The 12344-nt window shown below is 35.7% G+C and carries 15 protein-coding genes and 1 pseudogene; 9 read left to right on the top strand and 7 right to left on the bottom strand.

All coding sequences use genetic code 11. The features are described from left to right. Positions 1-69 precede the first annotated feature (69 nt). The 5 genes from A6E04_RS20000 (at position 70) to A6E04_RS19980 (ending at position 5073) form a co-directional block, all read left to right on the top strand. Positions 70-627 (top strand): OmpA family protein, encoded by a 558-nt coding sequence (locus A6E04_RS20000; RefSeq protein WP_017023239.1) that lies wholly within the window; start codon positions 70-72, stop codon positions 625-627. Positions 628-738: 111 nt separating this feature from the next. Beyond that, positions 739-1017, top strand: coding sequence for an HlyU family transcriptional regulator (locus A6E04_RS19995; protein ID WP_012551942.1), 279 nt, complete (start codon positions 739-741; stop codon positions 1015-1017). A 258-nt stretch (positions 1018-1275) separates the two neighbouring features. Beyond that, entirely contained in the window at positions 1276-2832 is a 1557-nt protein-coding gene (gene pntA / locus A6E04_RS19990) for a Re/Si-specific NAD(P)(+) transhydrogenase subunit alpha (RefSeq protein WP_017023237.1), read from the top strand. An 11-nt stretch (positions 2833-2843) separates the two neighbouring features. After that, the gene (pntB, locus tag A6E04_RS19985) at positions 2844-4220 is read left to right on the top strand and encodes a Re/Si-specific NAD(P)(+) transhydrogenase subunit beta (protein WP_012551944.1); all 1377 of its coding nucleotides are present in this window, start codon (positions 2844-2846) and stop codon (positions 4218-4220) included. A 256-nt stretch (positions 4221-4476) separates the two neighbouring features. Next, positions 4477-5073, top strand: coding sequence for a hypothetical protein (locus A6E04_RS19980; RefSeq protein ID WP_023603935.1), 597 nt, complete (start codon positions 4477-4479; stop codon positions 5071-5073). An 81-nt stretch (positions 5074-5154) separates the two neighbouring features. On the opposite strand, the pseudogene A6E04_RS21030 reads toward A6E04_RS19980, so the two are convergent. Continuing rightward, a pseudogene (locus A6E04_RS21030) lies at positions 5155-5238 on the bottom strand (alkylphosphonate utilization protein); the annotation flags it as partial. 119 nt (positions 5239-5357) lie between these two features. Between A6E04_RS21030 and A6E04_RS19975 the strand changes: the two are divergent. Beyond that, positions 5358-5639, top strand: coding sequence for a MarR family transcriptional regulator (locus A6E04_RS19975; RefSeq protein WP_065612216.1), 282 nt, complete (start codon positions 5358-5360; stop codon positions 5637-5639). On the opposite strand, the gene A6E04_RS19970 is transcribed toward A6E04_RS19975, so the two are convergent. After that, on the bottom strand, positions 5632-6378 hold the full coding sequence (locus A6E04_RS19970; RefSeq protein ID WP_139078891.1) for a hypothetical protein: 747 nt from the start codon (positions 6376-6378) through the stop codon (positions 5632-5634). The two genes, A6E04_RS19975 and A6E04_RS19970, sit on opposite strands and share 8 nt — an antisense overlap. Here A6E04_RS19970 and A6E04_RS19965 point away from each other — a divergent pair. After that, entirely contained in the window at positions 6356-6967 is a 612-nt protein-coding gene (locus A6E04_RS19965) for a hypothetical protein (protein ID WP_065612214.1), read from the top strand. The genes A6E04_RS19970 and A6E04_RS19965 overlap by 23 nt on opposite strands. 208 nt (positions 6968-7175) lie before the next feature. On the opposite strand, the gene A6E04_RS19960 is transcribed toward A6E04_RS19965, so the two are convergent. Further along, positions 7176-7742, bottom strand: a complete 567-nt coding sequence (locus A6E04_RS19960) for a PhnA domain-containing protein (RefSeq protein ID WP_012551946.1) — start codon at positions 7740-7742, stop codon at positions 7176-7178. A 414-nt stretch (positions 7743-8156) separates the two neighbouring features. Here A6E04_RS19960 and A6E04_RS19955 point away from each other — a divergent pair, with 414 nt between their 5' ends. Then, a complete protein-coding gene (locus A6E04_RS19955; RefSeq protein ID WP_065612213.1) occupies positions 8157-9029 on the top strand; it encodes a phytanoyl-CoA dioxygenase family protein in 873 nt (290 codons plus the stop codon). Between the two features lie 56 nt (positions 9030-9085). On the opposite strand, the gene A6E04_RS19950 is transcribed toward A6E04_RS19955, so the two are convergent. Continuing rightward, positions 9086-9550 (bottom strand): RDD family protein, encoded by a 465-nt coding sequence (locus A6E04_RS19950; RefSeq protein WP_023603940.1) that lies wholly within the window; start codon positions 9548-9550, stop codon positions 9086-9088. A 272-nt stretch (positions 9551-9822) separates the two neighbouring features. Between A6E04_RS19950 and A6E04_RS19945 the strand changes: the two genes are divergently transcribed. Next, on the top strand, positions 9823-10194 hold the full coding sequence (locus A6E04_RS19945) for a regulator (protein WP_065612212.1): 372 nt from the start codon (positions 9823-9825) through the stop codon (positions 10192-10194). Between the two features lie 34 nt (positions 10195-10228). Here A6E04_RS19945 and A6E04_RS19940 read toward each other — a convergent pair whose 3' ends face one another. The 3 genes from A6E04_RS19940 to A6E04_RS19930 form a co-directional block, all read right to left on the bottom strand. Further along, positions 10229-11281, bottom strand: a complete 1053-nt coding sequence (locus tag A6E04_RS19940; protein WP_065612211.1) for a hypothetical protein — start codon at positions 11279-11281, stop codon at positions 10229-10231. Between the two features lie 149 nt (positions 11282-11430). Continuing rightward, positions 11431-11742 (bottom strand): hypothetical protein, encoded by a 312-nt coding sequence (locus A6E04_RS19935; protein ID WP_065612210.1) that lies wholly within the window; start codon positions 11740-11742, stop codon positions 11431-11433. Positions 11743-12076: 334 nt separating this feature from the next. Continuing rightward, the gene (locus A6E04_RS19930) at positions 12077-12316 is read right to left on the bottom strand and encodes a hypothetical protein (protein WP_244886300.1); all 240 of its coding nucleotides are present in this window, start codon (positions 12314-12316) and stop codon (positions 12077-12079) included. Positions 12317-12344 lie beyond the last annotated feature (28 nt).

The following is a 12344-nucleotide window of genomic DNA, read 5'->3' as shown; positions in this document are numbered from 1 at the left end:
TTTTACTAATCATGTATAAGCGAACGAAGTCTGATAAATTAACGCCAAGTTGGACTAGGGATACTTATAATGAAGAAACACTTACTCGGAGTTATTATAGTAGGGAGCTTACTTAGTGGCTGTCAAAGTACATCAGAAGATGAGACTACAGCAATTAAATCGACACCTACCATTGAAAGTTTTATTACTTACCATCACGACGAACTGAATGCGATTATCACAGATGATATTGGCAGTGTTGCACAAGTGAATGATGAAATCATTGTGCTATTAAGTGGTGATACCAGTTTTGATTCAGGCAGTATTGTCATTAAAGATGAGAGTAAAGACGCACTGACTCAATTAGCACAGTTACTGAATGATAAGCCTCGTTCAGAGGTATTTATTGCAGGTCATACTGACAGCAGTGGCAGCAAGCAATTTAATACCTCATTATCCAATAAGCGAGCAAATTCAGTCTTGGCATTACTGGAGCAGAAAGGCGTTGATGCTAATCGAATAAATACGTATGGTTTTGGTGAAGCGGAACCTATTGCCTCGAATATGAATGCCAATGGACGAAAGAAAAACCGCCGAATTGAAATTCGTATCACGCCAGTCGCTGATTTATTCACTGACGAAGAATAGTACTATAACACTTAACATTACATAAACTTAATCAGAGTATTGCTCTCAGTATCCTACTGCATCTATGCTCTGTTGAGGTATAATAAGCCTTATTTCAAAAAGGAAAATTAAATGGGGCTTTTTTCTCGTATATTCGGCTCATCTTCTTCTAAAAAAGAGCCAACAATCACACCAATTGAGTATCACTCTTTTCTCATCTATCCAAATTCAGAACCTGATAATGGGCAATTTCGCATTGCAGGGAAAATAACGAAAGAAATAAATGGTGAAATAAAAGAGCACCGTTTTATTCGTTCTGATGTGATTTCTTCAAAAACTAACGCTGATGAACTGATGGAAAGGAAATCCAAAATGTTAATAGACCAAATGGGCGATTCTATTTTCAAATAAGTGTTAATGAATTGATATAGATTGTTTTTCCGTATGTTTTTTACTCTATACTTGTGATTAAAATCAATAAGTAAGCGAAAGTGGTTTGACCTCTATTTGTCATCAAAATGTTGTTTTTTTACTGAAATACAGTGAGAATGAACAGATAACAATTTTTATGTAATGAAATCATGTCATTTTATTACAAAACACTTGAATTAATACCTTATGTTAGATAAAACGAAGGTATCAATTCATGCCAATAGCCAAGGAATAACTATGCAAATTGGTGTACCTAGAGAAGTATTCGCGGGGGAGACCCGTGTTGCTGCCACTCCTAAAACAGTTGAGCAGCTATTAAAGCTTGGATTTACAGTTGCTGTAGAATCAAACGCTGGTATTTTAGCAAGCTTTGATGACGCAGCATTTGAAAAAGCAGGCGCAACTATTGTTTCTGCAGATGATGCTTGGAAATCAGAAATCATTCTTAAAGTAAACGCACCTCAAATCAATGACGCCACAGGTGTTGATGAATTTGAATTACTTCAAGATGGAGCTAGTTTAATTAGCTTTATTTGGCCTGCTCAAAATGAAGCACTTTTAGCCAAATTAGCGACTAAAAACATTAATGTTTTGGCGATGGATTCAGTTCCTCGTATTTCTCGTGCGCAAGCGTTAGATGCATTAAGTTCAATGGCTAATATTGCGGGTTACCGTGCTGTTGTAGAGGCTGCCCATGAGTTTGGTCGTTTCTTCACTGGCCAAATTACCGCTGCTGGTAAAGTTCCACCTGCGAAAGTACTTGTTGCTGGTGCAGGTGTTGCTGGTCTTGCGGCTATCGGTGCTGCTGGTAGTCTTGGTGCTATTGTGCGAGCATTTGATGTTCGTCCAGAAGTAAAAGAGCAAGTGCAATCAATGGGCGCTGAATTCCTTGAAGTAGATTTCAAAGAAAATTCAGGTTCAGGTGATGGTTACGCAAAAGAAATGTCTGATGAGTTTAACAAAAAAGCAGAAGAGTTATATGCAGCTCAAGCTAAAGATGTTGATATCATCATTACAACCGCACTGATCCCTGGTCGTCCTGCACCAAAGCTAATTACTAAAGCAATGGTTGATAGCATGCAAGCGGGCAGTGTAATTGTTGATTTGGCTGCCGCGAATGGTGGTAACTGTGAGTACACAGTAAAAGACCAAGTTATTACAACAGACAATGGCGTGAAAATTGTAGGTTACACTGATATGGTTGGTCGTCTACCAACGCAATCATCACAACTTTACGGCACAAACTTAGTTAACCTTCTTAAGCTTTTATGCAAAGAGAAAGATGGCAACATCAACATCGATTTTGAAGACGTCGTTCTTCGCGGTGTCACTGTGGTTAAAGAAGGCGAAGTAACATGGCCTGCGCCACCAATTCAAGTTTCAGCTCAGCCTCAAGCGAAAGTTGCACCAAAAGCGAAAGTTGAACCAAAAGTTGAAGTTCCAATGTCTCCAGTTAAGAAATATGGAATGATTGGTGCTGGTATCGCAGCCTTTGGTTGGGTTGGTTCTGTCGCTCCTGCTGAATTCTTAGCTCACTTCACTGTATTTATCTTAGCCTGTGTTGTTGGTTATTATGTTGTTTGGAATGTAAGTCATTCACTGCACACACCACTGATGTCAGTAACTAATGCAATCTCAGGTATCATCATTGTTGGTGCATTACTTCAGGTTGGTCAAGGTAATGGCGTTGTTTCTGTTTTAGCATTTATTGCAGTTCTTATCGCAAGTATTAATATATTTGGCGGATTTGCTGTAACCAAGCGTATGCTTGAAATGTTCCGTAAAGATAAGTAAGGGGTAGAATAATGTCAGCAGGATTAGTTCAAGCAGCCTATATTGTATCTGCCGTTCTATTTATCATGAGTTTAGCAGGATTGTCTAAACAAGAAACCGCTCGTTCTGGTAACTATTACGGAATGACAGGTATGGCTATCGCGTTAATTGCGACCATTTTTGGTCCTGATTCAGCGGGAACAGGTTGGATCATCGTTGCTATGGCAATCGGTGCTGCAATCGGTCTTTATTACGCTAAGAAAGTTGAAATGACAGAAATGCCTGAACTTGTGGCAATTCTTCATAGCTTTGTTGGTATGGCAGCGGTACTTGTTGGTTATAACAGCTACATCGATCACGGTGTACTTACTGGCGCAATGCTAAATATCCATTTAGTAGAAGTGTTCTTAGGTATATTTATTGGTGCAGTGACCTTTACGGGTTCTTTGGTTGCATTCGGTAAGTTACGTGGCGTGATCAGCTCGTCTGCACTTCAATTACCACACCGTCATAAATTAAACTTAGTGGCATTAATTGCTTCAGCTGCACTCCTTTACTACTTTGTTAGTGTTGGCGGCAGCATGTTTGCAATTATTCTAGTCACTCTAATTGCTTTTGCGTTCGGTTACCATTTAGTTGCTTCAATTGGTGGCGCAGATATGCCAGTGGTTGTTTCAATGCTGAATTCATATTCTGGTTGGGCAGCAGCAGCAGCGGGTTTCATGCTTTCAAATGATCTTTTGATTGTTACTGGTGCGTTAGTTGGTTCTTCTGGTGCGATTCTGTCTTATATTATGTGTAAAGCAATGAATCGTTCTTTCATTAGTGTTATCGCGGGTGGTTTTGGCCAAAACGTGGTTATCTCTTCTGATGACGAAGAGCAAGGTGAACATCGTGAAACAACAGCTGAAGAAGTTGCTGAGATGCTAAAGAATTCTAAGTCAGTAGTTATTACTCCTGGATACGGAATGGCGGTAGCACAAGCTCAATACCCAGTTCACGAAATTACAGAAAAACTTCGCGCACAAGGTATCAATGTTCGTTTTGGTATTCACCCAGTAGCGGGTCGTTTACCTGGCCACATGAACGTACTACTTGCAGAAGCAAAAGTGCCTTACGATATCGTTCTTGAAATGGATGAGATCAACGATGACTTATCTGACACTGATACGGTTCTTGTTATTGGCGCGAATGATACGGTTAACCCTGCAGCGATGGAAGATCCAAACAGTCCAATCGCGGGAATGCCAGTTCTTGAAGTGTGGAATGCGAAAAATGTTATCGTATTCAAACGCTCAATGAGCACAGGTTATGCTGGAGTTCAAAACCCATTGTTCTTCAAAGAAAATACAGAGATGCTTTTTGGTGATGCAAAAGCAACTTGTATTGAAATCAGTAAGCATCTTTAATGTAGCGAGTTGATATTCTGATTAAAAGCCGAGATTTAATATCTCGGCTTTTTTATATCTAGGGGTTTAATGATTGTGTTGTAACATTATCGAATCTAACGTTTAAATAAAAAAGAGACATTCTTGTTTTATTTAATTCAATAAATACGCACATTATTAAAAATATTACGGGGGTTATACAAATCAATTTGCGTATTTATGCGTATTTGTGAATGGTTTGGCTTTTTTGAAAGTAAAGCTAATATAGGATAAGATCATGGAAATAAAAGTATTATCACTTGTTGGTCATCCTATGTACAAAGCAGTAGCGGTATTTATATTATTAATTTCAATCGTATTACCAGCAGGATTATGGTTGCATTCCTCATCACAATTAAACTATTTTCCTCGCAATATTGATTGGAGCTGGTCTTGGAGTTATTACGAGCCACTTTCAAATGGTCTTCAGGTTGGTAGAACAAAAGATACAAAGCAATTAATATTAAGAAGGGTAAATAGGGCTAACAATACGTCCATTTACGTTGATACAACGTATACCAATACATTTGAGGTTGTTGTTATTCATGAAGCGGTTTGTCAGCCAAAATCGCAAATAAAAGCAACGCTTCAAGTCGGTGATTTAACACCAGAAACAACATCATTGATTTGCAACGACGATGGAACTCGTTATTTATTTAGGCAAGTTTGGCGAAAGTTATCAAACTTATATCTTAAAAGTAAAGATTTTTCATTATCCGAAGATTTCTCAAATTGGCCTCTAGGTGATTTAAAGAAAGATCAATTCATGCAGCTTCATCCTACCTATTTTAGAGATAGAGGGGAGGCTGATGTTTATGAATGGAGTCGTGATTAACATTTAACATGAAGAAAATTCAGACATAAAAAAAGACGCATATTAGCGTCTTTTTTGTCTATCTGATTATTAAGTAACGAATTACTTTTTACGACAGAATTCAGCGATTACATACATAGATTGACCACCGTTAGCTTTACCAGAAACTAGACGAGGGTCGTCACCATAATTGCTGTTACCACTGTCTTAGTGCTGATCTTGTTGTTTAAGAGATCGTTTAAAAGATCATTCAAATCAAATCGAAAGTTCAATTCTCATTGTTAATTACAGAGGGTAGTAAAATCATGCCAAATTTAGCCAAAAATGAGCATATTTCAGAAAATTTATTGAAATGCGCACGTTCAGTACCACATCAAGTTGGACTGCTTAAATTGAGCAAGACACAGTTAATTGTTCTGCAGTCGATTAAAGAGGGTGAAGAGGTGACGCCGTCACAAATTGCGGATAGGTGCGGTTTGTCATCAAGCTGGGCAAGTTCGTTGTTGAAGAAGTATTACTTAACTCGTAGTTGTATGCAGCAGCTAACGGGTGGGGTTGAGTTCAAGTATTATAAGGAATCTACTTAAAGCTGATTGATAATAATAAATTCTCTAAGCGTTGGAATCCACCATTTAAACAAATAACTTGTGCACTTTCTCTAAAGGGCATAAGAGCTTCTTCAATAATATGCTCCTTGATAATTGTACTTTTTTCCTCAGGAGTCTTAACGATTGAGGATAAGGATTGTTCAAGTTGTGAGAAGTTAGGGTGCAGTGGTAATCGCATTGATAATTCATCAAAAATATCACAATAATAAATCATAGTACCTTTAGGTTTACTATCTATAATCTCAGCTAGGTAGCTGAGAGTTAAAATATACCAGCTATCAAATACCCATAAACATAGCAATTCTTTATGGTGAACTAAACATCGAGGTAATTTTGGATTACGTTGTGACGGTGTAGCTTCAAATAATTTGTTTTTTTTCATCCAAAGAGCCCACTTAGAGTAGTCTTTTTTAAATAATTTATCTGAGCTTAATAAATATCTCATTACATTATTGTTTAGCTGTTCTCTGAATTGGCAAGCTTCGATAAATGCTTTTTCTTTATCGGGTATTCTACTTTCTAGTTTTGGGTATTTTAACCATTTCCATGTGGCTTTTTTATTTTCAGAAGCTGCAGGAGTTCGAACGATTACACTTCCTTCAAGTTGAAGAATTTTGGTAGGAATGCTATCTGTCTTCAGAAGAAAGGCAATCCATATTGTATGGTTATTCAAGCTAACTTCAGAACTAGTATATATGATTTTGCTTGCCGTCGTCATTTATGAATCGATACATTATTTTTGGCTGGTAAAAAATAGTTTTCAACTTTGGAGAGTTAGATTAACTGGAACTAAACATGAAGAACACCGTGGCTCAAGTGGTATGATTGCCGGCATGGGAAATGATCCGAAAGATAATCGAGGAAAACAGGAAAATTCTAACTTTTATATTTGGATGTTAGAAAATCAACGACAGTTTTTATCTGGCGTTGAAAACAATAAGAATCAATGGGAACAAATAGAAGATTGGGTAAAAGGTTTAGATGACCAATCAACACCAGGTACAACGGCAAGTGTTATTTCTGACCGCTTTAATAACTTGGTTAACGTAATTGATAACCAACAAAAAACAATAGAAAATATTAGAGTCTCTGCTTCTATGCATCGTTTCGATAATTGGTATCACAGCTTGGTGAGGAGTCAATCATGGCGCTGGGTTATCCTTGATGTGTTAATTCCCGTGGTTTTAAGTGTTTCTGCTATTGGGTTGATTGGGTATGAGCTTTATATAATGGATAGTTCTTTAGATAATAAAGAGTTAACAACAGAAGTGCCTTCTTATACTTGTACTGTAGAAGTTACGAAATAACTTAGACACACAAACAGGTATTCTTTTGATATATTTCATTTTGGGGCAAAACGATATTTGAAAATTCTGTTTTGGGGCAATTTTGGGGCAAAATGAAAGGTTAAATAACGCCGTTTTCGACTATTTGCACTTAAAATCAGTGGAATTCAGACATAAAAAAAGACGCAATTAAGCGTCTTTTTTAGTCTATCGATTGTGAAGTAACGAATTACTTTTTACGACAGAACTCAGCGATTACATACATAGATTGACCACCGTTAGCTTTACCAGAAACTAGGCGAGGGTCGTCACCAAGGTTGATACCGCGGATAACAGTGCCTTGTTTGATAACTTGGTTAGTACCTTTAACTGGAAGATCTTTAGTAACGGTTACGTCGTCACCTTTTTTAAGCTCAACGCCGTTGATATCACGTGGTTTTTCGCCGTCAGCAAGAAGTGCTTTCTCAGCCCATTCTTTAACGTCTTCTTCAACGTACATCATATCTAGAGAATCTTGAGCCCAAGACTCAGAAACAAGCTTGCTTAAAAGAACATAAGAAATAACTTGAACAGTAGGAACTTGGCTCCACATGCTGTCGTTTAGACAACGCCAGTGATTTACATCCATAGTTGCTGGGTCTTCAATTTGTGCAGTACAAGTATCACAAATCATTACACAGTTATCTACATTGATATCTGTCATTGGCGGCACAGCAAATGGTGCAAGTGAAGAGGTTGAACCACATAGTTCACATTTAGAATCGCAACGAGTTAATAGCGTTTTTGCAGTGCTCATAATTATGCCTGTTTATTTAGTTGTGTTTATATTATGCCAAGTTTATACCATAAGAAGAAGGAATGCGGTGAGAATACTGTAATTTTTCTTCTTAATCGGAGGTTTGGTATCACTGGAGTAAACATAGCTTTTCAAAGAGGTAAAACATAATCGTAAATGGCGTTAAAATTCCCATTATTTACCAGTAATCACGACAGAATAAATCTGCTAAATGCTACTTTAAAACGATAATATTGGCTAATTCAGCTATCCTACTTTGAATAAAAAAAGAAGCGATGATTCTATTTTGCACTTTTTGTGTGATTAAGCTTGAATGACCAAAATTAACCAGTACTATGCAGCAGCGAAGAATAAGGCTGGTATCTTTGAATGGCAGTTCAGTTCTAATAATCTAATAGAGGTCATCGTTGTTAAATGGTAGATAATCAAAGTCAGTTACAAAGTAGCTATGAAGAGCAAGGTTATTTTGTCATTAGAAATTATTTTACGGCATCTGAAATGTCATATCTTAGAGACGTTATATTAAAATTTCATGAGTTATGGAAAGAAGACAACGCAGAATTTTATCAAGAAGAAGCATTCAATTCGTCTTTAATTACTGGCAGCCAATACTTAGAATTCAACGATAGGGTAAAACTGTTTAATTTTATTAGCTCAAAGAAAATAATGAGTGCAGTCGATGTGGTTATCCCCACAAATCCTGTTTTTATGAATACTCAATTGTTCTTTAATCCAGTAAACCCTCAACAAAAAGATTTTTGGCATCGTGACTGTCAGTATGATCATGATGTAGAAGTACAAAAAAAAGTAATTCACGATACACAAGTCGTACATCTTCGAATTCCTTTGTTTGATGAACTCGGTATGGAGATCATCCCAGGAACACATAAACGTTGGGATAATGCTGAAGAGTTTGATATCCGACAAGAAGAAAATGGACACGAAAGCCATGAGGATATATCCGGAGGAAAAAAGATTGGACTTGCAGCCGGTGATTTATTGGTTTTTTCCGCGGATATGATACATCGTGGTTTGTATGGATTAGATCGATTAGCTTTGGATATTTTAACTTTCGATTCAGCGGCTGATTTTGTTGACTATATTGATGATGATTGTTTACCGGATACTTTAATACTGAGTAACATTAATGATCCAAGGTTATTTCTAAATGCAATAGAGTTAAAATCAAAATACTCATTGTCTGAAAACGATGATAGCTTTAGAGATCCTAATACAATGGATGATGATAACGGCATAATGAAGTCCAAATTATGTACCGCAGGTTAATCATAATCAAATGAAAAAGCCTTCTTGACGAGGGCTTTTTATGTTGAATATGATGATTAACGACTAAATTTCACATTTTTAACGCTGTGGTTTTGTTGGCGAATAACCACCGTGTTTGCCATTTTATCATGCCATCCTTGTTTTTTACTATCCAAGCCAACCCACATAATACCGACGAAGAATGGAAGCATTGAAACGAAATAACCAACATAACGAATAATGTATTGCTTCATTGTTGGTTGTTTTCCTGTATCGGCATCGACGATAACGGCTTTAATTGCCATTTTTCCCGGAGTCGCTGATTTGTATGTCCAAAATAGAAGGATAGCAATCAAAGGAAAAATGTAATTGATTAGCACATCAGCAGAGCCTAAAAATGAATCCGTTGAATAGAAATATCTATCCCCATAGAACAGGTACATTAGTGGAATTATAATTGCCAATAGAATAATGGTATCGAGTAGTGATGCACCGACACGAGGCCAAAAACCAACATATTCAAATTTATTTGGATTATTCATATACGATATTTCCTTTTTTTGAAAATTACATCTAACCAACTTAAGGTGACAAAGTATCTTATGTTTTAGGTTTATACTAGAAAATTAGAAGACACATTAAGAGAACCATCAGATTTTGCATTTAATCAGACAAAATTCAGAGACAACAGTATTTTATCAATCAATGTTGTTTATCGCGTCAATGCGCATTATGAGTGCTTATGTAAAATCAAGCTCTGATTTGTCTCATTTATAATATCATCGCCAATCTTTCAGAAATGAAAGGTTGGCTAATGAAATATAACCAGATGACAAATAACTACTTTTTCCGTTTTTATAAGTGTGGTTTAAGCGTCGAAAAGACAGCTGAACTATGTTTTAAAACTGTGAGGCAGGTCAACAATTGGGACAAAGGGTCAGAGATCCCACCTGAGTGTCGTAGGCTTATGCGTATGTATTGTGAACGTAAATTAGGGGTAGGAGATAACTGGCAAGGTTTTTCTATTGTGAAAGGTAGATTGAGATTACCAACAGGTAGAGAACTAGAGCCACAACAGATTTTAACAGCTGTTGCTTTATTGGAAATAGAAAGTGATATGGATAAACGAACTTTAACTAAGTTATTGAAATTATCTAGAGCAATAGCAAATATTAAAATAAACTAAAAAAAGCACTCATTTAATTATGAGTGCTTGAAATTTATTCGATATCTGTTGTTTTATCTTCGATAAGTTTTTGTTCTTTTGAACTGTTTTGTAACATTAGTAATGCATCATTTACTAATAATACTTGTTCGTCATATTCAACATTATTAGATTTGAAAGAAACATCTCCACCTTTATCTACAAATTTTGATAATTCTTTTACACCATGTTTTAAATTTACTTTTACTTCGTTATTTTCTTTGTCAATTGCATGCTTATCAAATAAACGCTGAGCAATATCATCTGCCATACTATCGCGTTTCTTATCCATATCTGCATCCAATTTCTTTTTTAAATCTTCATACATTTGAACGTCGTTTTTCTTAAAATATGACAGTCCTTTTAAAGCAGCTTTAATTTCAATCATCGTAAATGCAAAATCCGCAATATGATTAAATGTTTCACCAATCATATTGACAGTTTCAAGGTTTAAAAGGAGATCAAATATAATTGAGCCTTTGGAAGCGCTTATGATCTCAAATTCTTCAGGCGTTTTACCTAAAGTCATTGAATAACCTCTAGCAATTGTATTCCAACTAGATGACCATTCTTTTAAGTTAACAACGTTATTTATAGATGCATCATTATGAAAAGTTAAACGAGTAAATACTTTTTCAGGATTAATATCATCAGGTTTTTTAGGTTCAAAAAGTTGAGGTAACGTATGCTTTAGTGAACGAAAATTGGCATCTGCTGTTTTAACTATATTTGACATTGAAATAAAGCGTGCAGATATTGTATGAAGATCTGATTCATTAGTTAATAATAAGTTTGATAATGAGAAAAAAGCAGGGTCTAAAATAATATTATTAAGTCCTAGTTTTATCAAGATGTTTTTATCGTCAATTGATAAAGTACTTAGATCCATTTTAACTAATGCCTCTGTTATGTCATTAAAGACAACTTCAAGAGTCGTTTTTCTGTTAGTCGGATTTTTTAGTAAATTATTAATATGAGAGTTTGATTGATTGATTATGGAAACTAAATTGTTATCTATAACATTTTCATGATACCAATCAGTTAGGTTAAATAGTTCATCATTAGTCATTTTAATTATATCATTATTTTAATTTCTTCATATTCTATATGAAATCGTCTTTTATGAGAAATGGAGAGTTAACGAAATTAGGTGGAATTTACCCCCGTGATACAAATCGGGGGTACGCCATGTTAATAACATAATTATCAGTTAGGTTCTTACTTAATTATGATTAGATCAAGTAGCTGATTGTTTATAAAAATAAATGCTACTTCAGTGCCATCTTTAAATCTAAACCTTGAAATCTTATACTCAAATTTGTTGCCATCAATAGTTCTAAGCCCCATAGAAGTACCATAATAAGGCCCACATTTAGCTTTGATATGGTCATAACTGTCACCATTATTCACCCTCCCATTAGGGCACATAATTAATGAATCTGCTTGTAACTTGAACGAGAAAAGTAAGCTAGTGATTAAAATAAGTAGATGCCTAATTCTAATCTTACCTGTATATAAAACCTTGTTCATGAATACGTACTCCAAGTCAACTTAACACTTAACTGGACAAAATAGCTTATGTTTCACTGTAACTCCATAAAAACAGTATATGTATTTAAACTTTGATGTTAAGCGCACAAAAATCAATAATTACAAGTGGTTATGGTGATTTAATGGATAGAATTATCAATGAAGTGTTAGCTATAAATACTAAGAGCGATTCTAGCAGGGTGGCGGTCTTTTTAAATTTAGGTTTAAGAGGGGGCGTTTAGGTCTTAAATTATTTCAAGCAGAGTGAAAGAACAGCGTTTCGCTCCGCTTACATTGCTACGCAATAAGACCTTTCCTCACGCAGTTCGTCATATTAACCGCGCAAGGAATCAAGCGAGGATAAATAATCATCGACTTTTCTTTGAAGTTTATATAATTTAGATTGTAGCTCTTGAGAATTAACACGCTCGTTTTGATATAAAGATTGATATTTCAAAGCCAAGTAACCACCATCAATTAACGCACCTGATGATGTATTTTTCTGAGTAAGCAACTTGAGTTCATCTATCATTTTTTCATGCTTTTCTGTATGTCTTATTGTAATTGCCATCATTTACACCTTATCACCGGCTTGGTTTAAA

It is taken from the genome of Aliivibrio logei (assembly GCF_001691055.1).
GTDB classification, from domain to species: Bacteria; Pseudomonadota; Gammaproteobacteria; order Enterobacterales; family Vibrionaceae; genus Aliivibrio; species Aliivibrio salmonicida.
This window is presented reverse-complemented; position numbering and strand designations above follow the sequence as displayed.